The organism is Nonomuraea sp. NPDC049269, assembly GCF_043197155.1.
Lineage (GTDB): Bacteria > Actinomycetota > Actinomycetes > Streptosporangiales > Streptosporangiaceae > Nonomuraea.
Genome location: NZ_JBICSO010000001.1, coordinates 219270 through 241108, shown reverse-complemented (window position 1 = coordinate 241108; position 21839 = coordinate 219270). Strand labels below are relative to the sequence as shown.

25 protein-coding genes are annotated in these 21839 nt (G+C 69.5%); 9 read left to right on the top strand and 16 right to left on the bottom strand.

Going from position 1 to position 21839, the window contains the following annotated elements; all coding sequences use genetic code 11:
* Window positions 1-47: 47 nt before the first annotated feature.
* Window positions 48-3050, bottom strand: a complete 3003-nt coding sequence (locus ACGFNP_RS01190) for a BTAD domain-containing putative transcriptional regulator (RefSeq protein WP_393313415.1) — start codon at window positions 3048-3050, stop codon at window positions 48-50.
* Between the two features lie 151 nt (window positions 3051-3201).
* Here ACGFNP_RS01190 and ACGFNP_RS01185 point away from each other — a divergent pair, with 151 nt between their 5' ends.
* Both ACGFNP_RS01185 and ACGFNP_RS01180 read left to right on the top strand, forming a co-directional pair.
* Window positions 3202-4596: an FG-GAP-like repeat-containing protein gene (locus ACGFNP_RS01185; protein WP_393313412.1), complete on the top strand. Its 1395-nt coding sequence runs from the start codon at window positions 3202-3204 to the stop codon at window positions 4594-4596.
* A gap of 52 nt (window positions 4597-4648) precedes the next feature.
* Window positions 4649-6013: a VCBS repeat-containing protein gene (locus tag ACGFNP_RS01180; protein WP_358332934.1), complete on the top strand. Its 1365-nt coding sequence runs from the start codon at window positions 4649-4651 to the stop codon at window positions 6011-6013.
* A 108-nt stretch (window positions 6014-6121) separates the two neighbouring features.
* Here the strand turns inward: ACGFNP_RS01180 and ACGFNP_RS01175 are convergent, their stop codons facing one another.
* From ACGFNP_RS01175 to ACGFNP_RS01150, 6 genes are all read right to left on the bottom strand, one after another.
* A complete protein-coding gene (locus tag ACGFNP_RS01175; RefSeq protein ID WP_358332937.1) occupies window positions 6122-6337 on the bottom strand; it encodes a helix-turn-helix transcriptional regulator in 216 nt (71 codons plus the stop codon).
* Entirely contained in the window at window positions 6337-6942 is a 606-nt protein-coding gene (locus ACGFNP_RS01170) for a hypothetical protein (RefSeq protein ID WP_358332940.1), read from the bottom strand. Before ACGFNP_RS01170 ends, ACGFNP_RS01175 begins: the two co-directional genes overlap by 1 nt.
* Window positions 6943-6975: 33 nt before the next feature.
* Complete coding sequence (locus tag ACGFNP_RS01165) at window positions 6976-8361, bottom strand: serine hydrolase domain-containing protein (protein ID WP_393313407.1); 1386 nt, start codon at window positions 8359-8361, stop codon at window positions 6976-6978.
* A gap of 73 nt (window positions 8362-8434) precedes the next feature.
* Window positions 8435-9493 carry a winged helix DNA-binding domain-containing protein gene (locus tag ACGFNP_RS01160; protein WP_358332945.1) on the bottom strand — a complete coding sequence of 353 codons (1059 nt, stop codon included), beginning with the start codon at window positions 9491-9493 and terminating at the stop codon, window positions 8435-8437.
* The gene (locus ACGFNP_RS01155; RefSeq protein ID WP_358332948.1) at window positions 9490-9627 is read right to left on the bottom strand and encodes a hypothetical protein; all 138 of its coding nucleotides are present in this window, start codon (window positions 9625-9627) and stop codon (window positions 9490-9492) included. The genes ACGFNP_RS01160 and ACGFNP_RS01155 overlap by 4 nt, the downstream gene beginning before the upstream one ends.
* A 334-nt stretch (window positions 9628-9961) precedes the next feature.
* Window positions 9962-10540 (bottom strand): XRE family transcriptional regulator, encoded by a 579-nt coding sequence (locus ACGFNP_RS01150; protein WP_358332950.1) that lies wholly within the window; start codon window positions 10538-10540, stop codon window positions 9962-9964.
* A gap of 47 nt (window positions 10541-10587) precedes the next feature.
* Here ACGFNP_RS01150 and ACGFNP_RS01145 point away from each other — a divergent pair, with 47 nt between their 5' ends.
* Window positions 10588-11439 (top strand): class I SAM-dependent methyltransferase, encoded by an 852-nt coding sequence (locus ACGFNP_RS01145; RefSeq protein ID WP_393313402.1) that lies wholly within the window; start codon window positions 10588-10590, stop codon window positions 11437-11439.
* A gap of 248 nt (window positions 11440-11687) precedes the next feature.
* Here ACGFNP_RS01145 and ACGFNP_RS01140 read toward each other — a convergent pair whose 3' ends face one another.
* Window positions 11688-12053 (bottom strand): nuclear transport factor 2 family protein, encoded by a 366-nt coding sequence (locus ACGFNP_RS01140; RefSeq protein ID WP_393313399.1) that lies wholly within the window; start codon window positions 12051-12053, stop codon window positions 11688-11690.
* Between the two features lie 23 nt (window positions 12054-12076).
* Window positions 12077-13075 carry a zinc-dependent alcohol dehydrogenase family protein gene (locus ACGFNP_RS01135; protein ID WP_393313396.1) on the bottom strand — a complete coding sequence of 333 codons (999 nt, stop codon included), beginning with the start codon at window positions 13073-13075 and terminating at the stop codon, window positions 12077-12079.
* Window positions 13076-13186: 111 nt separating this feature from the next.
* Between ACGFNP_RS01135 and ACGFNP_RS01130 the strand changes: the two genes are divergently transcribed.
* Window positions 13187-13924, top strand: coding sequence for a TetR/AcrR family transcriptional regulator (locus tag ACGFNP_RS01130; protein ID WP_358332962.1), 738 nt, complete (start codon window positions 13187-13189; stop codon window positions 13922-13924).
* On the opposite strand, the gene ACGFNP_RS01125 is transcribed toward ACGFNP_RS01130, so the two are convergent.
* The 4 genes from ACGFNP_RS01125 to ACGFNP_RS01110 form a co-directional block, all read right to left on the bottom strand.
* Window positions 13917-14240 carry a hypothetical protein gene (locus tag ACGFNP_RS01125; RefSeq protein ID WP_393313393.1) on the bottom strand — a complete coding sequence of 108 codons (324 nt, stop codon included), beginning with the start codon at window positions 14238-14240 and terminating at the stop codon, window positions 13917-13919. The genes ACGFNP_RS01130 and ACGFNP_RS01125 overlap by 8 nt on opposite strands.
* Window positions 14237-14395, bottom strand: coding sequence for a YciI family protein (locus ACGFNP_RS01120; protein ID WP_393313390.1), 159 nt, complete (start codon window positions 14393-14395; stop codon window positions 14237-14239). The genes ACGFNP_RS01125 and ACGFNP_RS01120 overlap by 4 nt, the downstream gene beginning before the upstream one ends.
* Window positions 14386-14565, bottom strand: a complete 180-nt coding sequence (locus tag ACGFNP_RS01115) for a hypothetical protein (RefSeq protein ID WP_393313387.1) — start codon at window positions 14563-14565, stop codon at window positions 14386-14388. The genes ACGFNP_RS01120 and ACGFNP_RS01115 overlap by 10 nt, the downstream gene beginning before the upstream one ends.
* Window positions 14566-14631: 66 nt before the next feature.
* Window positions 14632-15213 carry a TetR/AcrR family transcriptional regulator gene (locus tag ACGFNP_RS01110; RefSeq protein ID WP_393313384.1) on the bottom strand — a complete coding sequence of 194 codons (582 nt, stop codon included), beginning with the start codon at window positions 15211-15213 and terminating at the stop codon, window positions 14632-14634.
* 112 nt (window positions 15214-15325) lie between these two features.
* Here ACGFNP_RS01110 and ACGFNP_RS01105 point away from each other — a divergent pair, with 112 nt between their 5' ends.
* The 3 genes from ACGFNP_RS01105 to ACGFNP_RS01095 all read left to right on the top strand — a co-directional run bounded on the left by ACGFNP_RS01105 (window position 15326) and on the right by ACGFNP_RS01095 (window position 16796).
* Window positions 15326-15991: a GNAT family N-acetyltransferase gene (locus tag ACGFNP_RS01105; RefSeq protein WP_393313381.1), complete on the top strand. Its 666-nt coding sequence runs from the start codon at window positions 15326-15328 to the stop codon at window positions 15989-15991.
* Between the two features lie 16 nt (window positions 15992-16007).
* Window positions 16008-16211 (top strand): hypothetical protein, encoded by a 204-nt coding sequence (locus ACGFNP_RS01100; protein WP_393313378.1) that lies wholly within the window; start codon window positions 16008-16010, stop codon window positions 16209-16211.
* Window positions 16212-16337: 126 nt separating this feature from the next.
* Window positions 16338-16796, top strand: a complete 459-nt coding sequence (locus tag ACGFNP_RS01095; protein ID WP_393313375.1) for a GNAT family N-acetyltransferase — start codon at window positions 16338-16340, stop codon at window positions 16794-16796.
* Window positions 16797-16818: 22 nt separating this feature from the next.
* On the opposite strand, the gene ACGFNP_RS01090 is transcribed toward ACGFNP_RS01095, so the two are convergent.
* Genes ACGFNP_RS01090 through ACGFNP_RS01080 form a run of 3 tightly spaced genes read right to left on the bottom strand, consistent with a single transcriptional unit; the run spans window position 16819 to window position 19516 of the window.
* Entirely contained in the window at window positions 16819-17655 is an 837-nt protein-coding gene (locus ACGFNP_RS01090; protein WP_393313372.1) for an SDR family NAD(P)-dependent oxidoreductase, read from the bottom strand.
* A 29-nt stretch (window positions 17656-17684) separates the two neighbouring features.
* Window positions 17685-18608 carry an RNA polymerase sigma-70 factor gene (locus ACGFNP_RS01085; protein ID WP_393313369.1) on the bottom strand — a complete coding sequence of 308 codons (924 nt, stop codon included), beginning with the start codon at window positions 18606-18608 and terminating at the stop codon, window positions 17685-17687.
* Window positions 18605-19516 (bottom strand): NAD-dependent epimerase/dehydratase family protein, encoded by a 912-nt coding sequence (locus ACGFNP_RS01080; protein WP_393313366.1) that lies wholly within the window; start codon window positions 19514-19516, stop codon window positions 18605-18607. The genes ACGFNP_RS01085 and ACGFNP_RS01080 overlap by 4 nt, the downstream gene beginning before the upstream one ends.
* A 184-nt stretch (window positions 19517-19700) precedes the next feature.
* Here ACGFNP_RS01080 and ACGFNP_RS01075 point away from each other — a divergent pair, with 184 nt between their 5' ends.
* Both ACGFNP_RS01075 and ACGFNP_RS01070 read left to right on the top strand, forming a co-directional pair.
* Complete coding sequence (locus tag ACGFNP_RS01075) at window positions 19701-20432, top strand: NAD(P)-dependent oxidoreductase (protein ID WP_393313363.1); 732 nt, start codon at window positions 19701-19703, stop codon at window positions 20430-20432.
* Window positions 20433-20616: 184 nt separating this feature from the next.
* Window positions 20617-21837 carry a riboflavin synthase gene (locus tag ACGFNP_RS01070; protein WP_358332992.1) on the top strand — a complete coding sequence of 407 codons (1221 nt, stop codon included), beginning with the start codon at window positions 20617-20619 and terminating at the stop codon, window positions 21835-21837.
* Window positions 21838-21839: the final 2 nt, after the last annotated feature.

Below are 21839 nucleotides of genomic sequence, written 5' to 3'. Positions count from 1 at the left end.
TCCATCGCAGCATGGATCAAGGCGCTCAAAGTTCGCTTTAACCCGCTTTACAGCGACAGCTCGCCGTACTCTCTGGCGCCGTACCGCCGGAAGATCTCCATGGCCTCGGCTTTGAGCGTCTTGGCGGCGGCGAGGTCGCCGAGAGCCTCACGCACTTCGGCCAGGTTGCGGAGGGTGCGGGCGCGGAACAGGGTGGCACGCTGCTGCTCCCAGATGCGCACCGCGTCCTCCAGGAGTTCCTTGGCCTGGTACAGCCGCCCATCGGCCAGGTGCAGCTCGCCGAGTACGCGGAGCGTGCATGCCTCGCCGAAGGCGTCGTTCAGGGTACGCAGGACTGTCAGTGACTCCCGCAGCGGCGCCATGGCCTCGTCGAACCTGCCCTGGCGCAGGAGCGCCTTGGCCAGCGCGCGTTCGCAGTACGCCGCCATCAACCGGTCGTCGGCCGACTGGAAGATGGCCAGCGCCCGCCTGGCGACCTGCTCGGCCTCGGCCAGCTCGCCTCTGGCGCGGTGGTAGAGCGACATGCTGCGCAGCGTCAGGCCCTGGCCACGGCGGGAGCCGACTGCGGTGAACAGCGACAGAGCCTCCGCCAAATCGGCCCACGCCCCGGGATAGTCCCCCGTCTCCACGCGCACGGTCCCGGCCAAGCGCCTGACGTGCCCCATCGCCGAGGCGTCGTCGAGATCGGCCAGCAACTCCCGTGCCCGGTCGAGGAAGCGCAGCGCCTCGGGCAGATATCCCTGCTCGCGGCAGGAGGCGCCGAGCGCGGCGAGGGTGGCGCCCTCGCCGCGGATGTTCTTGGCCGCCCGGAACATCAACAGCGCCTGGCTGAGATGGGCTTGTGACTCGGCGTACATGTCCCGCTCGTAGTGGAGCTGCCCGAGCCCGGCGAGCAGGATCGCCTCACCGAGGGCGTTGTCCGTGCGGCGGGCGGCGGACAGGGCCGCCTCGAGCGTCCTGTGCCAGCTCGCGAACGGGTCGTCGAAGACGTACTGGTGTCCCCCGAAGGCCGTGCACGACAGCGCGGCGGTCAGCTCGACGGCGAGTTCGTCCAGGTCCATCGCGGCCGCCAGCTCCACGCCGGTGATCAGCGCCTCCTGCTCGCCGCGGAACCAGGCGCGCGGATCGGCCACCACCGACCGAGCCACCTCGGCGTCCACCGGGCAGGCCAGCCGGTAGGTGGCGGGCACCGAGATCAAGTACGGGGGCGCGGTCTCGTTGATCCGCTCGACCAGCCAGATCCATCCGCCCAGGACCCGTGTGACGACGGCGTCGCGCGTCTTCGCGTCGTCCTCCGCCAGGGCGCGCTCTCTGGCGAACAGACGGATGAGATCGTGCAGCCGGTAGCGGAGCTGCCCGCTCGGGTCGACGCCTTCGACATCGACGAGCGAGACATCGACGAGGTGTTCGAGGATGCGTTCCGCCTCGCTCAGGCTCGTCTCCAGTGCGGAGGCGGCCACCCAGGCGGGGAAGGACGGCAGGCCCATCAGGCCGAGGCGGCGCAGCGCCGTACGGGCCGAGGACGGCAGGTGTGCGTAGCTCAGGCTGATGCCGGCCCGCACCTGCTGATCTCCGACGGTCAGCTCGTCCAGCCTGTGCCGCTCGTCGGCCAGCCGGCTGAGCAGCCGCGCGAGCGGCCACTGGCGGCGTGAGGCCAGCCGGGCGCCGGCGATGCGGATGGCCAGGGGGAGCTGGCCGCATAGTCGTACGATGTCGCTCGCGGCCTGGTGCTCGGCGGCCACCCTGTCGCGGCCGGCGATCCGCGCGAGCAGGTCGATCGCCGTGTCGGCGGGCAGCACGCCGAGCTCGACGAAGCTCGCCCCGGCGAGTCCCACGAGCCGGTTGCGCGAGGTGACGAGCACCGCGCAGCCGGATCCGCCGGGCAGCAGCGGCCGGACCTGCGCCTCAGCGGCGGCGTCCTCCAGGACCACCAGCTTGCGCTGGCTCGCGAGCAGTGTGCGGTAGCGGCCGACGCGCTCCTCCAGCGTCACAGGCAGCCGCGTCATGGCGGGATCGAGCTCGCGCAGCAGCCGGCCGAGTACCTCTTCAGGTCCGGCCGGGGCGTCGCTCGTGCCGCGTAGTTCGATGTGCAGCTGGCCGTCGGGGAAGTGCTCGGCGACCTCGTGCGCCGCCCGGAGGGCGAGGGCCGACTTGCCCATGCCGCCGGCGCCGGAGATCACGCAGATCGGCATGGCGTCCGGCTGGGTCAGCACCGTGCGCAGCGTCGCGAGCTCCTCGCCCCTGCCGATGAAGTCGGCCGGTGGGGAGGGCAGCTGGCGGGGCCTTCGCCTGCGTACGGGGGCCAGCAGGGTGGGGTCGGACCGCAGGATCGCCTCGTGCGTCTGCCTCAGCTCGGGCCCCGGCTCGATGCCGAGCTCGTCGATCAGCACCTGCCTGCCCTCGCGGTAGACGGTGAGCGCGTCGGCCTGCCGTCCCGCCTGGTAGAGCGCCACCATGAGGTCGCGGCGCAGGCGTTCGCGGGCGGGGTGCAGCGCGACCAGTTCGGTCAGCTCGTCGAGGAGCTGTTCGGCCTGGCCCATCGTCAGCTCGACGGCGATCCGCTCCTCGATGACGGTGATCCTGAGCTCGTCCAGCCGCGCGGCCTCGGTGCGCAGGAAGGAGTCGCTGATCCCGCCGAGCGCCGGTCCCCGCCAGAGCGCCAGAGCGGCGCGGAAGTTCTCGCGCGCCTCCGATAATCGGGTCTCTCGTACGGCTTGCCGCCCTTCGCCGACGAGCCGCTCGAAGATCTGCAGGTCGAGCTCGCCGGGCCGCACCTCGGCGAGATAGCCGACCCGGTCGTAGACGATGACGTTGGCCATGCCCGCGCCCTCGAACGACCGGCGCAGCGACGCGACGTAGGTCTGCAGCACGGGCCGCGCGGTAGCGGGCGAGCGCTCGCCCCAGACCGCGTCGATGAGCCGCTCCACCGGCACCGTTCGGCCGGGGTCGAGCAGTAGCGCGGTGAGCAGCGCCCGCGGCTTGGCTCCCCCGAGCGGTATTTGCCGTTCCCCCTCCCATGCCTCAACCGGGCCGAGAAGCCGGAAACGCATGCAGCCTCCCCAAGGACAAGGGCTTCAGGGCACTCAGACTAAATCATTTTTCGGTGTCTACCAGGCTCAAGTGGTGATTACAGCGAAGTTTGATCGCGGTCCCGCACGCTCTCGACGTCGATCACGAACGACCGAGAGATGAGGGATCACGATGGGTGACCTCCGCAGTACAGGCCGGAAGCTCGCAGCGGGTCTGGCCACCACGGCGATCGTGGCCACGGGCTTCACCGCCGTCATGGCCACCCCGGCCGCCGCGGTGAGCAGGCCCGCGATCGTCTCCGCCGCCCAGACGGAGCTGAACAACGGCACCCGAAATCACGAGAGCCCCATGGGCAGCGGGTGCAACTACTACACCGGTTTCTTCCGCACGTGGAAGGACTCCGCCGGCTGCCCCAGCAGCGATGGCGTGCAGTGGCGCGACAGCAACTGGTGCGCGGACTTCGCCAAGTACGTCTGGCGCAAGGCGGGTGTGCCCCACGCCGACGTCGCCGAGTTGGACGGCGGTGTGCTCACCGGCTGGGCCAGCTCGTTCAAGGACTACGGGACCAAGTACGGGACCTGGCACACCAGAAGCAGCGGCTACACCCCGCAGCCCGGAGACGCCGTCGTCTTCGACTGGGAGCAGAACGGTGACATCGACCACGTCGGCATCGTGAAGAGCGTCGACAGCGGCACGATCTACACGATCGAGGGCAACAGCGGCGACAAGACCTCGGCAAACTCGCACTCCCGGTCGAGCACCGACATCGTCGGATACAGCTCCCCTGTCGACGCCAACGATGGTGGTGCGTCGAACGAAGACGGTGGCGACTTCAACGCTGATGGGGTGGGTGACATCTTCTCGGCCGCTACCGGGACGCTGACCGTCTGGAACGGTAAGGGCTCGAACAACTTCGCCGGCGCCGTCGAGATCGGCCCCGGCTGGGGCTCCTACAGCAAGCCGATCGCCGGCGACTTCAACGACGACGGCATCAGTGACCTGGCCGCGGTCAAGGACGGCAGCACGCTGACCATCTGGAACGGCAAGGGCGACAACAACTTCTCCAGTGCCGTCGAGGTCGGCCCCGGCTGGGCGCTCTACGACAGCACCCTGACCTCGCTCGGTGACGTCAACGGCGACGGCCACACCGACATCGCGGCCGTCCGCGAGGGCACCGGAACCCTGTATCTGTGGAACGGCAAGGGCGCCAACAACTTCGGCTCCGCCACCGAAGTCGGCCCCGGCTGGGCCTCCTTCAGCAAGCCCGTCGGCGGCGACTACAACGGTGACGGCATCGGCGACCTGGCCGCCGTCAAGGACGGCAGCACCCTGCACATCTGGAACGGCAAGGGCGACAACAACTTCTCCAGCGCCGTCGAGGTCGGCCCCGGCTGGGCGCTCTACGACAGCACCCTCATGTCGCTGGGTGACGTCAACGGCGACGGCCACACCGACATCGCCGCCCTCCGCGAAGGCACCGGCACCCTCTACCTCTGGAACGGCAAGGGCGCCAACAACTTCGACTCCGCCACCGAGCTCGGCCCCGGCTGGGCCCCCTACTTCTAACGACCCAATCCCATCCCGGTGAAGCCCTTCCCACGACTTGGAGCGTAAGACAGTGACCAGAACATCCGCTCGCCATGTGGCGACGGCGATGCTGACCACCCTCGCGATCGTCGCCTTATCCCCCTCAGGGCACGCCGAGGCTGATCCGACCGGACCACCGACCGGCCGAGTGACCGCCTCCTACGCCACCGCCGCATGCGACCCCAACGGCACGACCAGCGGGGACACAGCCCTGGCCGCACAACTGAACGGCGTCCTGACAGCCACGATGAAGGGCTACATGACGGCGTACCGCGTTTCGTGCGCCCGCATGGTCGTCAAGGCCGCTCGGGATCGCGGCCTGGCTCCAAGGGCGGCGGTCATCGCGGTCACCACCGCGATCGTGGAGTCGACCATCCAGAACATCAGCGAGACGGTCGACCATGACAGCCTGGGACTGTTCCAGCAGCGTGCGTCGTGGGGCAGCGTCCAGGAGCGGCTCAATCCGATCTGGGCCACCAATGCCTTCCTCGACAAAATGATCAGGGAATACCCGAACAACGCCTGGAAGACGGCGCCGATCGGCGAGGTATGTCAGGCGGTACAGGTCTCGGCCTACCCCGACCGCTACCAACCCCAGGCCGGAGACGCACAGAAGATCGTCGATGCCCTCTGGAAGCCACGGAGTTCGCAGGGTGGGGATTTCAACGCTGATGGGGTGGGTGACATCTTCTCGGCCGCTACCGGGACGCTGACCGTCTGGAACGGTAAGGGCTCGAACAACTTCGCCGGCGCCGTCGAGATCGGCCCCGGCTGGGGCTCCTACAGCAAGCCGATCGCCGGCGACTTCAACGACGACGGCATCAGTGACCTGGCCGCGGTCAAGGACGGCAGCACGCTGACCATCTGGAACGGCAAGGGCGACAACAACTTCTCCAGTGCCGTCGAGGTCGGCCCCGGCTGGGCGCTCTACGACAGCACCCTGACCTCGCTCGGTGACGTCAACGGCGACGGCCACACCGACATCGCGGCCGTCCGCGAGGGCACCGGAACCCTGTATCTGTGGAACGGCAAGGGCGCCAACAACTTCGGCTCCGCCACCGAAGTCGGCCCCGGCTGGGCCTCCTTCAGCAAGCCCGTCGGCGGCGACTACAACGGTGACGGCATCGGCGACCTGGCCGCCGTCAAGGACGGCAGCACCCTGCACATCTGGAACGGCAAGGGCGACAACAACTTCTCCAGCGCCGTCGAGGTCGGCCCCGGCTGGGCGCTCTACGACAGCACCCTCATGTCGCTGGGTGACGTCAACGGCGACGGCCACACCGACATCGCCGCCCTCCGCGAAGGCACCGGCACCCTCTACCTGTGGAACGGCAAGGGCGCCAACAACTTCGACTCCGCCACCGAGCTCGGCCCCGGCTGGGCCCCCTACTTCTAACCAATCCACCCATCCCGCCGGGGCGTCGACACACCAAGACGCTCCGGCGGGATTTCTGCTGCGCCATCGGCTTTCCGGTGACGGTGGCGGCCGAACAAGCCCCGGCGGCTACGACCGTTCGTAGCCGAGCAGGTCTCCCGGCTGGCAGTCGAGCGCGTCGCACAGGCGCATGAGCGTGGAGAAGCGGATCGCCTTGGCATGGCCGTTCTTCAGGATCGACAGGTTGACGACGGTGATCTGGACGCGGTGCGACAGCTCGGTGAGCGTCAGGCCGCGCTCTTTGAGGAGTTCGTCCAGCCGTACGCGGATGAACGGCTCGGCCATCAGACGGTGGCCTCGACCTCTTCGAGGAGCACCACGCCGCGCCGTACGATCTCCGACACGCCCAGCACCGCCATTCCCGTCACGACCCCCATCAGCACGTCACCCGTCTGCAGATAGAACGGATAGCTCTTGGCCAACAGTATCGAGGCCAGGATCGACTCGCTCACCGCGCCGAGCACGCCCGTGGCAAGCGAGCCGATGATCAGGATCCAGCCGAGGCGGCGTAGGTGGGCGGCGGTGACGGCGGAGAACAGCGCCCTGTCCCCTGATCTGGCCCGGCGCACCGCGCGGACGACGGTGAACAGGGCGAGCAGCAGGGTCGCGATGCCCGGTGCCCACAGGAGCAGATAAAGCAGGGCGACGACCGGCGCCGAGCCCTGGAGGCTGACTTGGACGTCGGCGATCGCGTGGGAGATCGCGGCACCGGGCGCCGCCATGCCCGCGACCGGCACGTCGTACACGTGCAACGGGATACCGAAGCCGTTGCCGCCGCCGACGGAGGCGATCAAGACGGTGGACACCAGCAGCCACAGCGCGCCCAGGCAGCTGATGATCAGGGAGAAGGTCAGCAGGATTTCGAGTCGGTTGAGCCACTTCGCAGTCATAACGATAATCGTAAATAACGATAGTCGTTATGTCTACTTGGCTGCTCCTCTCCAAAGGCGCGCGACCACCACCGCCAACCCCGCCGCAGCAGCCGTCACCAGCCAGATCATGAACGTCGGATAGAGGTAGACCACCTGGATCCACATGATGTCCCGGCCTCGGGCGAGCACCCGGAAGACCGGCGCGATCGCCGTACACAGGACGAGCGGCAGCAGATACGGCAGCAGTCGCCACCGCTGCCAGCCCGTCCGGCGGGCGGCCCAGCGCCGCGAGCGGGCCACGCCGCGTGCCGCCAGCGCGACGGTCGCCAGGGTCAGCAGCAGAAACACCAGGTCGGTGGTCAGGAAGGGCGAGGAGGGCGCGTCCGGTTGCCGTCCCTCGATGAGGGCGACCAGGCCGTCCATGAGGGCGGCGCTGTCGGCGAACGCCATGCCGGTGTTGGCCATGACCGCCACGCCGTATCCGGAGCCGGGTATCAGCAGTTGCTGGGCCGTGGAGGTGAACAGGTCGCCGCCGTGCCGGAGGACAGGAGTGCCGCGCGCGGTCTTGTCGAGCTCCCAGCCGAGGGCGTAATCCGGGTTCTGGGCGGATGGGGTGCGCATCTCCTTGACGCTCGCGGGAGACAGGATGCCGTTGTTCTGGGCGATCAGCCAGCGGGCCATGTCGTTCGCGCTGCTGAGCACGCCGCCGGAGCCGTTGCCGAACCCGGGCGGCTCCGGTACGGCGATCGCCTGGCCGAGGAGGTAGAGGTGGCCCCGGGCGCTGCCCGGCAGGTCCCGGTCGGTGTCGATCGTGCTGCTGTGGCGCAGGCCGAGCGGCGTGAACACGTGTGCCTTGAGATAGGCCGCGAACGGCTCGCCGCTCACCACTTCGACCAGCCGGGCGGCGACCTGGTAGTTGGTGTTGTGGTAGCTGTAGGCGGTCCCCGGCGCCGTGGCGAGCCGCGCGTCTCTGAGGCGGGACACCGCACCCTGGAGCGAGTCAGGCTGAGGCAGGCTCTTCTCGCGGAACGCCGAGTCGGCCATGCCCGAGGTCTGGTCGAGGAGCTGGCGCACGGTGATGCCGGCCGCCCGGGGATCGGCCAGCTGGAACTCGGGCAGGTAACCGTGCACCGGTTTGTCCAGCTCGACCTGGCCTTTCTCCACCAGCTGCAGGACGGCCAGTGAGGTGAAGGATTTGCTGACCGACGCGAGCGCCATGGGGGTGTCGGCGGTCACGGGGTCGCCTGTCGCGGTCCGGCCGTAGCCTGCGGCGTGAATGCCCTCCTTTCCCTTGGTGACCGCCACCGCCACACCTGGCAATCCGGTCGCTTCACGGTATTGGGCGATATATCGGTCGATCGTCGCCGGAGTAGGAGCGGGGCCGCCAGGCGCGGGGAGTACGGCCAGGCAGAGCGCCGCGAGGGTGTTCAAGAGCACGCGTCAACGCTAGGCACCGCGCCTCGACGGCACATTGCGGAAAGCCCTCAACCTGCACTGCGGAAAACCGCCATCAGATCCCTGTGATTTCGCCGTCCTTGCCCGGTTCGGCGAAGGCGAGCAGCCTGGCCGCCTCATCCCTGATCTCCCGAGCCCGCGCCGGCGACACCGGCCCGAACATCTCGACGCTCACCACCCGCTTGTCCCGCTTCCACACCCCCTGCACGAACCCGTCGACCAGGACCGTCCCGAGCACCTGCCCGTTGACGGTGATGACCCGCTTGCGGTGCTCGTCGGAGATGATCCGGGTCCGGTCGGCATGGCTGAGCAGCACGTTGTCGAACGGTGCCAGCAGCCGCACCGGCGCGTCCACGTCCGGGCCGGGCCGTGGCGCGTCCGGCAGGTCGAACAGCCCCCTGTCCAGCTCCACCAGCCGCGGGCGCAGCCGTTCGACCACCTCGCGCAGCCCGGTCAGCCCCGACCACGCCTGTACGTCGGCCACGGTGGCGGGCCCGAAGGCGGCCAGGTAGCGCACCACCAGATCCTCCAGCGACGGTGACGGGTGCAGCTCGCGGCCCAGCCACGACTCGGCGGTCGCGTACGCGGTCTGCCCGGCCTTGCCCCACACCGCCCTGGGCGGCACCTGCACCAGCGGCGCCAGGATGCGCATGACCTGCGCCAGGTCGGCCGCGGCCGTGCCGGGGAAGCGCCCGGCCAGCAGTGTTCCGAGCTTGGCCGCGGTCAGCGGTCCGTCGGTCAGCGCCTCGCGGCCCGCCTCGACGACCGCCGCCAGGTCCAGGCCCACGAGCTGCGCGCCGTACGCGCTGTGCAGGTATTTGGTGAGCGGCGGCTGCGTCAGCGGCCGCAACGTCAGGCAGTCGGCGGCACTGACCAGGTGGACGGTGCCGCGCATGAGCACGATCCTGACCACCTCGCGCCCGGTCAGCAGCCCCGCCAGCTCCTCGGGCCGGAACCCCTCCAGGCGCGACCAGAGCCCGAAGTACGGCGGGAACGGCGCCTGCGCCTGCAACCCGACCAACTGCTCCACAGCCCGCAAGGCGGGCATCGCGTGCCGCTGGAGCAGGAGTTGCCTGGCCAGCGTGGCCCGGTTGAGCTCTCTGGCAGTGATCATCGGTCCATCCCGTCGAGGAGGTAGCCCATGGTCAGCCCCGACTCTCCCTCCGCATCCAGCGGGGTCACGGCCTCGGCGGCGATCCGCTCCAGGGTGACCGGTTCGCGTTCCTGTTCGCGCGTCCGCGGCCACACGCTGCCGTGGGACCCCAGGCGACAATACTGGATCAATTACGGCTGGTTAAGCGAGGTGATGCGGTCGAGATCCACGACGGCGTCGTACGGGCCGGAGGCGCGGATCCAGGCGTCGCGCTCATCGCTGCCGCCAGGAACGTGATTGCCCAGCGCCGGGCCGCCTCGCCCGCTACCGGGGACAGGCTGGCCGGGACGCGAAGCTCCTCGGCGTCTCCCGCAACACCATCTACAACTGCCCGAGCTGAAGGGCGGCCGTCTCGCGCTCGCTGAGTCGACCCTCCCGGCCAGAGGACTGATCACCGCCGCTTGCACGGTTCTTACAGGCTTAACGGGTTCACGCCGGGGGGTGGAGATGGGTGCGCTGTCCGTCGTGATCGAGGATGACGAGGATCTCTGCCGGACCGCCGTGTGCCTTGATGGCGTGGGGGATCATGGTGGAGAACTCGGCGGCCTGACCGGTCTCGACTCGAATGGCGCGCTCGCCGAGGATCAGCGCGACGGTTCCCGACAGGACCGTGAACCATTCCTTGCCGGGGTGCACTCCGAGCTGATCGGCCCCCGGCCCGTGCGCCTCGTCGGTGATGCGCATCTTGGCGACGGTGACCCCGGCGGGCGCGGAGCCGCGGCTCAGCAGCCAGGTGGTCAGTCCACGCTGATCGTCGCGCTCGGGCCTGATCACGACGTCGTCGTCATTGACGGTTTCCACCAACTGGTCGATCGAGGTCCCCAGGGCGCGTGCCAGTGAGGTCAGCTGGTCGAGGCTGATGCGCTGGCGGCCGGTCTCGATGCGGCTCAGGCTGGAGGGACTCATGAGGGCGCGCTCGGCGAGGTTGTCCAGAGACCAGCCGCGTGCCTGCCGCAGACTCCGAATGCGCATGCGGACCGTGCTGTCCAGATCGCCTTCTTGCGTCATATGCAAGAGCTTATGTGATTCGTGCAAGGCCGCATTACGGTCGAAGTATGAACAGCACCGAAACCAGTCCGTTTCACCCGCACCAGAACCACGCCGGAGCCGACGCCGACGCCGTCGCGATGGCCGAGCTCCTGGAACTGGATGCCGAGGTCCTGCGGGCCTACCTGTCGGAGCTGACCGACTGGCTGGGCGAGCTGTCCGACCGGGAACCCGGTCGCATCGTCGACCTGGGCAGCGGGACCGGGACCGGCGCCCTCGCCCTCGCACGGCGTTTCACGCAGGCCGACATCACGGCTTTGGATCTTTCCCCCCAGATGCTCCACCGGCTCTCGAAGAAGGCATGCACGCTCGGCCTCTCCGACCGGATCCGGGGCGTCCAGACGGATCTGAACGAGGGCTGGCCGCACCTGGAGACCAGCGACCTGGTCTGGGCGGCCGCCGCTCTGCACCACATGGCCGATCCCGACCGCGTACTGGCCGGAGCGTTCGACAACCTGCGGCCGGGCGGACTGCTGGCTGTCACCGAGATGGACTTCTTTCCCCGATTCCTGCCCGATGACATCGGCGTGGGACGCCCCGGTCTGGAAGCGCGCGTCCATGCCACGCTGAACCCGGGCCCGTCCGTCGACTGGACCGAGCACCTGGTCCGCGCGGGATTCGTGCTGGAAGCCAAGCGGCCGTTCGTCGTCGATCTGCCCGCCCCGCTGCCGGCCGCCACGGCCCGCTACGCGCAGGTGTGCCTGCGGAATCTGCACTCCCACCTCGACGGCCGACTGCCCGCCGACGACCTGGCCGCACTCGACGTCGTCCTCGACAGCGACGGCCCCCACAGCGTGCTGCGGCGCGACAACCTCACTGTCCGCACCACCCGTACCACCTGGGTGGCCCGTCGCCCCTGACCCCGGGCGGCCGCACAATCCCCCGGCCCTTCCCGATCGCGTCCAGAAACGGCCCTGTCATGCCCAACTCAAGCCCCCGCACTCGCTGCAGCACCGCCCGCGCCACCTCTCCAGCCCAAGCATCATCGGCGTTGCCCAGCTGACGGTCGTCCTGAACGCCACCATGGTGTACATCGCACAACCCTCGGCCTCTCCGACGGCAACGGCCGTGACGGTCAGCAGCCGTCGTGTCGCGTATGACATGGTCCTCAGGCGTTGGCGGCGTCGAAGAAGGCGTAGAGGTGGCGGATGCGCCCGTCGGCGAAGACGGCGACGTCGGAGCCGGTCGCGGCGGGGGCGTCTGCTTCGGGGCCGAACCGCCAGAAGAAGCGGGCCTGGTGATGGTGCGCGTCGACCGGGGCGGCCAGGCTGAACCGGAAACCGGGCGGGATCCGCCGCTGCAGGTCGGCGAACGCCGCATCCAGCGCGTCGTGTCCTTCGACGGCGATCTCCGGATCGGTGTAGGTGCAGTCGGGGGTGAGGATCTTCTCGATGGTGGCGCGACGGCGGGCGGCGTCGGTGTCGTTGATGGCGTCGATGAAGTGGCCGATGAGGTCGGCGTAGGTGGGGCTCATCAGGTGTCTTCCTTTCCTGGCGGTCAGTGCTGGACGGTGACGACGATCTTGCCGACCTGGGTGTTGGACTCCATGTGGTGGTGGGCTTCGACGATGTCGGCCAGGTCGAAGGTGCGGTCGATCACCGGGGCGAGTGCTCCGGCGAGCAGGCCGTTGATGATGAACGCCTCGGCTCGGCGGGTGCGCTCGGCGTCGGCGAACAGGTGGAAGATGGCGTAGCCGTAGACGTTGATCGGCCACCACATCGGCAGCGGGGTGGGCCGTCCGTCCAGGGAGCCGTAGACGATCAGCATGCCGTCCGGGGCCACTGCCTGCGCGAGATCGGGCAGGCCGGGACCGGCGACGCCGTCGAAGACCAGTCGTGCGCCCCGGTCGCCGGTGAGCGCGCGCACCTGCTTGACCACATCGCCGTCGTCGGAGGCGATCACATGTGCGGCGCCCGCCTGTAGGAGCCGGTCGGCCTTGGCGGCGGTCCTGGTCACGGCGATGGGCGTGGCGCCCAGGTAGGCCGCGATCTGGATGGCCGCCAGGCCGACGCTGCTGGAAGCGGCCGTGATGACCACGGGATCGCCGGGTCGCAGCCGCCCGACTTCGACCAGGGCGCCGTAGGAGGTGAAGGCGGGCACCCAGATGGCCGCGCCGGTCACGGCGTCCATGTGGTCCGGGCGGCGGATCAGCCGCCGCGCCGCCACGATGGCCCGATCGGCGTAGATGCCATGGATGGACATCCCATCGTCGTTCGGCTTGGCCACGATGCTGACCGCGTCTCCGACGGCGACGTCCGCCACGTCCGGCCCGACGGCCTCCACGACGCCGGCGGCCTCGGTGCCCAGGCGCGAGGCGGGCAACACCGCGTCGTAGTAGTACCGGCCCGTACGCAGGAACACCTCGCCCCGGTTGAGGCCGAACGCGTCGATGCGCACCCGCACCTCGCCGGGACCGGGCTCACCGACCTCCACGTCTGCGAGGTGGAGCACCTCGGGACCGCCAAGCTCGTCGAACAGCACTGCCCTGGCTTTCATCGCAAATCCCCTCGATCTGACAGGTCGGCTACGCTTAAACAGCGTTCAAAGAGAGAACGCCGTTCAGACTTTGTGCGCCGTACTCTAACGTAGCGCTGTAAGCTGTCAAGCGTGCAAGAGCAGACACTGGGCCGACGGGCGCGGTTGCGGGCGCAGACCACCGCGGAGATCAAAGCCATCGCGCTCAAGCACCTGACCGAGGGCGGCCCCGACGCGGTCTCGCTGCGCGCGATCGGCCGCGAGATGGGCATGAGCGGCAGCGCCATCTACAGCTACTTCGACACCCGGGACGCGTTGATCACCACCTTGATCAACGACATCTACACCTCGCTGCTGGACCAGGTGGAGACGGCACGCGACATCGTCTCCCCCGACGACATAGCCGGCCGGATCCTGGCCTGGGGGCAGAGCGTGCGCGCCTGGTCACTGGCCAATCCCGAAGGCTTTCGCCTCATTTACGGCGATCCGGTCGCCGGCTACCACGCGCCGGTCGGCGGGCCGGCCCCAGAGGCCGCCAAACGCGCCTGCCTGGGACTCACCGAACTCGCCGTCGCCGCCTGGCCGCACGCGAGAGCCACCCAGGCATCCACCGACCACCAGTGGTCGGACTTCTCCCCCGGCCTGGTCGAAACCGTCCGCGAGCATTTCTCCGACCTGCCCCCGGCCGCCGTCGCCCTCGCGCTGCGCATGTGGGGTCGCATGCACGGCCTGATCTCCCTGGAGGTCTACGGCCACCTCCACCCGCAGACCAGCGATCCCGCCAAGCTCTACCACGCCGAACTGCTCGACCTGATCAGATCGCTGGGGCTCAAACCGGAGCTGTCGCCGGCGACTTCGACCGCTACCTGATCTTCACAGCCGACGGCCGGGTCCGCGAGGCGGCCGAGCCGGTGTGGGATCGGTGAGGAACTCCCGCAGGGCCGGGGCCAGCGCCTGCGGGTCCACGTCGTGCGTCTGGCCCTCCAGTGTGCGATGCCAACCGCCACGCGCCCGGCCGCCGTGGCACCCCATCGCGCGGCCAGCGTTCCAGCGCGGCGGCGAACGCGTCCTGCGCGCACCCCTCGGCCAGGTCCCAGTCGCCGGTCATCCGGATGAGCGTGGCGACGACCTGCCCCCACTCCTCCCGGAACGCGGTCGCGACCGCCGCGGCGACCTGGTCCGTCACGGTTGCCAGACCGGCCTGATCTCGATCTGTTCCACGCGCGCCCACGGATGGGCGGCGGCCAGCTCGATGGCCTCGTCGAGGTCGACGCAGTCGATCACGCTGAACCCGCCGATCTGATCCTTGGTTTCGGCGAACGGCCCGTCGGTCAGCAGCACCTCGTCACGCCGTACGCGCAACGTGGTCGCATCGCTGCTGGGCCGCAGCCCCGTCGCGCCCCGCGGGACTCCATGTCCTCGGTCCAGCCGCCGCAGCCGACCATGTCCGGATCCTGGCCGGCGACCGTCTCGTCGGACACGTCGCTGCACAGCATCAGCACGTAGCGCACCGGTCCTCCTCGTCATCGGGCTCGCCGGTCTCAGTCTGCCAGCGGCCCGCACATGGCGGTGGTCGGCTAACGCCCGGGGCCTGGCAGGACGCGTTCGACCACGTCGGTGACCAGGTCGTGGATCTGGCTCTCGGGAAAGACGTCGGGCAGCGTGAGCCGTTCCAGGATCAGCCAGTTGAGCGCCAGGTAGAGCAGGACCACCGTGGTCGCGTCACCGGGCAGGCCGGACTGCGTGTGGAAGCTGATGTTGGCGTCGACGTCGGCGCGGATACGCTCGGTGAGCAGCCGGCGCAGCTCCGGGCGGCGGGTGGCCTCCAGCCGGAGTTCCAGCAGGGCCAGGTAGCCGGAGCGGAAGTGGCTGACGCGCTCCACCAGGTCATGCATGAGCTCGGTGACCCGGTCGCGGTCGCGCGGCCCCTCCAGCGCGGCGGCCACCCTCCCCGCCTCGGGCTCCAGTCGTTCGTAGAAGCGGTGGCCGACCTGAGTGAGCAGGTCGTCGCGGTTGTTGAAGTAGTTGGAGGCCGTGCCGTTGGGCACCTGCGCCTCGACGTCCACGGCCCGGAAGGTCAGCCCGCGCGCCCCCTCGCGGGCCAGCACCTCGATGGCCGCGTCGAGGAGTGCCGCCCGTCGTGCCGGGTTCTGCCGCATCGAATCTCTCCCGAATCCGGAATTCAAACCACTCTAAGCATAGTACTATGTTGAGCATACGTGAATTCCGTTCACCTGAATTCGAGAACGGCGGCCGGATATAACGAGGAACGTGACTCGCATTCCTTCGCCGATGGCGGATCCCGCGTGGTTCGTCGCCCGGCTTCATCCCGGCGACGAGCGGGGGGTGGCGGCGTCCGCCGCCGTCGTCAACGCCGCGCTCGGCCATGGCGTGCTCACCGTCGGCCGGCTCCTGCGGCACATGCGCGATGACGAGACGGTGCAGTTCCTGGCGGCTTTCCCCCAGGGGTCGATGACGCCGGTGGGGGCGGCGCTGGCCCAGGTGGTCGACGACGAGGGATATCGCGGGTTCATCGCCCCGATGCCGGACGGGACCCTCTCCCCCGCGCCGCCGTCCGCCGGCGGACGCCGGGTCGGCATCCTGAGCGCCATGGCCGTGGTGCCGTCGATGCGCCGTCGCGGCCTCGGCACCGCCCTTGCCATCCAGCGCACGGCCTGGCTGAGGGAGCGGTGCACCGAGGCGTACGCCATGGTGTGGCTGCGCGACCGCCCGGGGTGCGGCGACGGCGTGCTGAAGGCCGCCGGGTGGGAGCCGGTGACCACCGTCCGCCGGTACTGGGAACAGGCCTCGGTGGCGGGCGACTGCCACTGCCATCGGTGCGGCTCGCCCTGCCACTGCGACGGCCTGCTGATGCGCCTGCCCCACCTGCCGGCCGTCGACGAGGGCACGGGTACTCGCCGGGCATGGACTCTGTAGTCAGAGGGTCAACACGATGCAGGGACGGCAGCGCCTACCAGGAGCGGGCGGCGTGGAGGACCTGTCCGGCGGCCGGGTACGGATCCTCACCCAGGAGTCCCAGCTCGGCCGACCAGCGGCAGAGCTGGCCGAGCAGCGGCCCAACCCCATGCTCAACGGCCACCAGGACTGGCTGACCGGCCTCGCCCGCGCCGCGACCGAGCGGAAGCGTTCCTCATAGTCGGTGACTACCCCCGTCTGGACATGCCCTACGATTACGCGGCGCTGGAGCATCTCAAAGAGAAAGACTGATCTTGTGGCAGCTGACTTTGCGATATTTCAAGCCTCCGTGGGTGACGGGGATGCGGTGGGCGAAATCCACGCGGAGTCCTGGAAGGCGGCCTACGTCGGCTTCTTCGACCCGGCGTTCTTCGCCGAAGCGGTACGAAACCGGCGCGGGAAGTGGCACGACGTGCTCGCCAACACGCAGGACACCCTCCTGCTCGCCGCGAGAGCCGGCCGACCGCTGACCTTCTCCTACTTCGGTTCCTCGCCGACGCGGCCGGGATGGGCTGAACTCTTCGGTTTCTACAACCACCCGGACGCCTGGGGCACCGGCAGCGCGGGCGCCCTGATGGTCGCTTCTTTGCACAGGCTGCGCGAGGACGGCTTCGACGGGGTGCATCTGTGGACGCTGCGCGACACCCCCCAGTCACGCCGCTTCTACGCCAAGAACGGCTTCACCGAGTCGGGTGCGGTCCGCGGGCACGATTTCGGTGACGGCAACCCGATCCAACAGGTTGAGTACGAGCTCGCCCTCAGCTGAAGTCCGAAGGCCTGCCGCCGGGTCAGGCAGCCGGAGCCGCAGGCGTGTGTCCGTGTGCTTCCACCGAGAGGTCCTGCCAGTCGGCCCAAGTCTTGAGCCGGTCGGCGTAGACCTGCTGGAGGATCGGGTTGCCCTGGGCGCCGAAGAACACCCTCAGCGGCGGGTCGTCGGTGTCGGCGAGCTTGAGCAGTGCCCGGCCCGCGGCGGCCGGGTCACCGACGTCCAGCGTCTCGGCGTAGGCGGCGAAGCTCTCGCGCAGACCTTCGTACAGCGGATCGGGCTCGGCCCGGACGGCGCCGGCGCTCGCGCCGGTGGCGTACGAACCGGGCTCGACCACGGTCACCTTGACGCCGAAACCGGCGACCTCTTGGGCGAGAGATTCGCTCAGACCTTCAAGGGCCCACTTGGAGGCGCAGCATGCGCCGCCGAGCGGAAACGCGGATACGCCGGCGACCGAGGAGATCTGGATGATGTGCCCTGCGCCCTGTTCGCGCAGGTGGGGCAGCGTGGCCTGGACGACCCACACCGCGCCGAACAGGTTGGTCTCCAACTGATCGCGTAGTTGCCGCTCAGTCAGCTCCTCCACCGCGCCGGACAGGCCGTAGCCGGCGTTGTTCACGATGACGTCCAGGCGGCCGAAGTGCTCCTTGGCCCGCTTCACGCTGCCGAAGACGGCGGCTTTGTCGGTCACGTCCAGCTCCAGCGGAAGCACCGCGTCGCCGTAGGTGGTGACGAGATCGTCAAGGCTTGCGGTGTTCCGCGCCGTCGCGGCCACCTTGTCACCGCGAGCCAGGGCGGCCTCGACGAAGCTGCGGCCCAGGCCGCGGGACGAACCGGTGACGAACCAGACTTTGCTCATGATGTCATTCCGTTCTTTATGTGTTGCGGTCAATCCGCGAGCCGGCGAGCCTGGTTCGTCTCGCGAACGACCGTCCAGGCGTCCGCCACCGGACCCAGGTGTCCGAGTTTGTCGGGATTGATCACCGCGCGGATCATCTGGATCTGCCCATCGAGGATGTCGAGCGTCCAGGTGTTGACCACCTTGCCGTCCTGGTCGCGGAAGATCGCGCCCGGCTGGCCGTTCACCTCGTGCGACTCCACGACCCCGCCGATCGCGACGAACGGCGTGACCATCGCGGCCAGCATCCGGGCCACGTTCTCGGCGCCGAAGACGCCCTTGCCCCACAGCGGGGCCTTGCCCCCGCTGTCGCCGACCAGCTGCGCGTCGGCGGCCAGCAGCTCCCGCAGCCCGTCCACGTCGCCTTCCCGGAAGGCGTCGAAGAATCGCCCGGCGAGTTCTTCTCGCTCCCGGCGGTCGGCCTCGAACCGGGCGCGGCCGCCGTCCATGTGGCGGCGCGCACGTACGGCGAGCTGGCGGCAGGCCGCCTCCGAGCGTCCCACCGCCGATGCGACCTCACCGAAGCCGAACCCGAACACCTCCCGCAGCACGAAGACCGCCCGCTCGAGCGGGCTGAGCCGCTCCAGCAGCAGCAGGGCCGCCATCGACACCGAGTCGGCCAGCTCCGCCGACCGCTCCGGGTCCGCATACGGGTCGGTCAGCAGCGGCTCGGGGAACCACAGCCCGGCGTACTCCTCCCGCCGGACGCGCGCCGAGCGCAGCACGTCGATCGCGATCCGGGTGACCACGGCCGACAGGAACGCCTTGGCCGACACGGGCTGCGTCGGGGAGGCCTCGTACCGCAGCCAGGTCTCCTGGACCGCGTCCTCGGCCTCGCTCACACTGCCGAGAATCCGGTAGGCGATCGAGAACAGCAGGGGCCGCAGTTCCTCGAACTCCTCGGCCCGGCTCACGCCAGCTCCTCCTTGAAGCCCTGCCGCCAGGTGGGGTAGCGCAGCTGCCAACCGAGCTCCCGCTTGGCCTTGGCGTTGGAGAAGCCGCGCCCCTCGGTCATCATGATCACCGCGGTCCGCCCGGCCAGCGGCCGGGCCAGCCAGACGGGCACCCGCATCGGCGGCTTCGCCCCCGCGCACTCGGCCAGGTAGGGCAGCCACTCACGAGCCGGGGCCGGCTCGTCGTCGACGATGTTGTACACGCCTTTCGCCTGGTGCTCCACGGCCAGGACGGTGGCGCTGGCCGCGTCGTCGAGATGTACCCAGGAGCTGTAGCCGCCGCCGTTGCCGACGACCGGGTACTGCCGTTTGCGTACGAGTTCGACCTGATCGTCGGTGGCGCCCGGGCCGTAGAACGCGCCGTACCGCAAGACCGCGCCACCGGCTCTGACGACTGCGTCCTCAAGGTGGCGGAGCGCTTCCGCCCCCTTGCCGGTGCTCGTCGGGTCCAGCGGGTCCTCCTCGGTCTTCACCCATCCGCCCGTGCGGATGCCGTTCCAAGACGCGTAGCCCTGTGCGATGAAGTGGGATACGCCGGTCGCTTCCGCGGCGGCCAGCAGGTGGTCCGTCCCCTCGGTACGCAGCCGGTTGGTGACGGCGAACCAGCGGTCGAAGTGCTTGATATCTGGCTTGCCGGAGATGGCGGTCATCTGGTGCACGATCACGTCCGGCCGGGCCTTGGCCACCGCCTCCCCGACCGACCCCGCATCCAGCCCGTCCATCACGACCGCCTTGGCGCCCAACCGCTCCACGAAGCCTGACTTCGCCGCGCTCGTCGTCGTCGCCGTCACCTGGTGACCACGCGCCACAAGCTGCGGCACCAACCGCCGCCCCAACACCCCGGCCCCGCCGGCCACGAACACCCGCATGATCATCGCCTTCCCGATCCCACGACCTGTCTTCCATACCCGAGACGAGACAGCGCTGCTGTTCTGTGACATCGCAGGTAAGACACTCGTTCGCGGCGCTGTCTGTCCTTCCTCGCGTGTCACAGAACGACCGGGCTGTCTCGTCTCGGGGCAGACGGGCCAGCTTCTAGGAAGGACAGTCGTCATGCGTATCGCAGTCTTCGGGGCCAACGGTCCCACCGGCCGCCTGCTCGCCGGCCAGGCACTCGCCGCCGGACATCAGGTCGCCGCGGTGACCCGGCAGCCGGACTCCTTTCCACTGCGCCATGATCGGCTCGAAGTGGTCGGTGCCGACGTGCTCGATCCGGCAGCCGTCGACGCCGCCGTGGCGGAGCGGGATGCGGTGCTGTCGACGCTCGGAGTACCCGCCGGCAAGGAACCGATCAGCACCTATTCGCGGGGCGTGGCCAATATCGTCACCGCGATGCGACGGCATCGGGTGCGTCGGCTCGCCGTGGTGAGCTCAAGCGGGGTCGACCCGCACGCGTACTCCGAAGGCGGGTTCCTGTTCAACCGGGTCTTGCTGCCGTACGTGACGCGGGTGCTGGGCAAGACGCTGTACGACGACATGCGGCGGATGGAAGAGCTGGTCCGCGCCAGCGATCTGGACTGGACGATCGTGCGCCCCAGCGGGCTCTACCACCTGCCGGCGGTCACCGACTACACCTTCGTCGAGGGCCATGCCGACGGCAGGTTCACCGCCCGTGCCGACCTGGCCGCGAGCATGCTGGCCCTGCTGGACGACGACCGCTACCTCCGCGCCACCATCAGCGTCATCACCACCGTCGACAACCCCAGCTTGCTCCAGTGGATCCGCGGCGAAGCACTCCCCAAAAGCAGAGCCTGGCACCCTTTGACCCGTCAGGCTGTTGAGTGATAGACGTTGATCGGTGCGATTCCAAGGTGCGGCGGTGACAGCCCGCCGGTTCCGCTGACTTCGGCGGGACGACTCGGTGCGAATCCGGGCCACGCGGTGACACCCCGCCACCTCTCGGGCCTGTTCCGGCCCCTGGTTCTTCGTGCGGTGAGGCTCGTCCTCCCGCTGTCGAGAGGTGGGTCGCATGTTCACCGGCAACATCCAGGAAATCGGCACGGTGGTGGCCGTCGATGAGGCGCGCATCGCGGTCGGCGCTCCCAAGGCCGCCGCGGGCGCGCCGGGGTCGATCTGCCTGAACGGCGTAGGCCTGACCGTCCTCCAGGCCGCTCACGAGACGCACGTACTGGAAGCCGGACTGTCGGCCGACACCCGGCGCAGATCGACCTTCGACCAGATCCGGCCGGGCACCCGGGTCAACGTGGAGACTCCTCTGGCGCTGGGTGACCCGCTCGCCGGCCACCTGGTCCAGGGCAACGTGGACGCCGTGGGCAAGATCGTGCGGATCGATGACGAGGGAGCCGCACGTCGCTTGTGGATCAAACCGCCTGAGCGCTTCCTCCCGCTGATCGTCGCGAAGGGTCAGATCGCGGTCGACGGCGTGAGCCTGACCGTCGCCGAGGTGTCCCGCGACCGGTTCTCGGTGACGCTGATCCCGCTGACTCTGCAGGCCAGCACGCTGTCGGAGCTGTCTGTCGGCGATCGGGTGAACCTGGAACCCGACCTGGTCATCCGCCTGGTGCGACGCCGGTTGCCCGACCTGGCGCGGGCGGTGACCGAGGTGGTCGCGGCGCTTCCGTGGGCCGGCCGGCTCTCCGGCGGGCGCGGCGTACAGCAGGCGCTCACGCAACTGGCCGCCGGAGGAGCCGTGGTCATCTGGGATCCGGATCGGGAGGGGGAAGGTGACGTGGTGTTCGCCGGGGCGCGTCTGCGCCCGGAGGCGTTCACCTTCCTGCTCACCCAGGTCTGCGGCCACACGACCGTGCCGTGCGCTCCCGAGGTCCTGGACCGTCTGGACATCGGGCCTGTCCCCGGCCCCGGCGACCGGCACGGCACCCGCCCGCACATTCCGGTGGATCTGGTCACCGGGACCGGCACCGGGGTGTCGGCGGCCGAGCGCGCCGCGACCGTGCGCCGCCTGGCTCACCCGGACGCCCGGCCGGACGACTTCCTGCGGCCGGGACACGTCTTCCCGCTCGCCGCGCGCCCTGGCGGGCTCTTCGAACGCGCCGGTCACACCGAGGCCACCGTCGCCATGTGCGTGGCGGCCGGGCTGCCTCCCGTCGGGGTGTGTTGCGAGGTCATGAACCCCGATGGGACCATGGCGCAGGCCGCCGACCTGGAGATCGCCGCCCTGCGCTGGGGCCTGCCCCTGCTGGATGTGGCCGACCTCAGGAAGCACCTATGACG

Coding starts and splice junctions, on each gene's coding strand:
- ACGFNP_RS01080 (WP_393313366.1), bottom strand. CDS start 19,516: ATGCGGGTGTTCGTGGCCGGCGGGGCCGGGGTGTTGGGGCGGCGGTTG.
- ACGFNP_RS01135 (WP_393313396.1), bottom strand. CDS start 13,075: ATGAAAGCCAGGGCAGTGCTGTTCGACGAGCTTGGCGGTCCCGAGGTG.
- ACGFNP_RS01145 (WP_393313402.1), top strand. CDS start 10,588: ATGAACAGCACCGAAACCAGTCCGTTTCACCCGCACCAGAACCACGCC.
- ACGFNP_RS01140 (WP_393313399.1), bottom strand. CDS start 12,053: ATGAGCCCCACCTACGCCGACCTCATCGGCCACTTCATCGACGCCATC.
- ACGFNP_RS01110 (WP_393313384.1), bottom strand. CDS start 15,213: ATGCGGCAGAACCCGGCACGACGGGCGGCACTCCTCGACGCGGCCATC.
- ACGFNP_RS01100 (WP_393313378.1), top strand. CDS start 16,008: ATGCAGGGACGGCAGCGCCTACCAGGAGCGGGCGGCGTGGAGGACCTG.
- ACGFNP_RS01150 (WP_358332950.1), bottom strand. CDS start 10,540: ATGACGCAAGAAGGCGATCTGGACAGCACGGTCCGCATGCGCATTCGG.
- ACGFNP_RS01170 (WP_358332940.1), bottom strand. CDS start 6,942: ATGACTGCGAAGTGGCTCAACCGACTCGAAATCCTGCTGACCTTCTCC.
- ACGFNP_RS01175 (WP_358332937.1), bottom strand. CDS start 6,337: ATGGCCGAGCCGTTCATCCGCGTACGGCTGGACGAACTCCTCAAAGAG.
- ACGFNP_RS01190 (WP_393313415.1), bottom strand. CDS start 3,050: ATGCGTTTCCGGCTTCTCGGCCCGGTTGAGGCATGGGAGGGGGAACGG.
- ACGFNP_RS01090 (WP_393313372.1), bottom strand. CDS start 17,655: ATGAGCAAAGTCTGGTTCGTCACCGGTTCGTCCCGCGGCCTGGGCCGC.
- ACGFNP_RS01160 (WP_358332945.1), bottom strand. CDS start 9,493: ATGATCACTGCCAGAGAGCTCAACCGGGCCACGCTGGCCAGGCAACTC.
- ACGFNP_RS01075 (WP_393313363.1), top strand. CDS start 19,701: ATGCGTATCGCAGTCTTCGGGGCCAACGGTCCCACCGGCCGCCTGCTC.
- ACGFNP_RS01185 (WP_393313412.1), top strand. CDS start 3,202: ATGGGTGACCTCCGCAGTACAGGCCGGAAGCTCGCAGCGGGTCTGGCC.
- ACGFNP_RS01070 (WP_358332992.1), top strand. CDS start 20,617: ATGTTCACCGGCAACATCCAGGAAATCGGCACGGTGGTGGCCGTCGAT.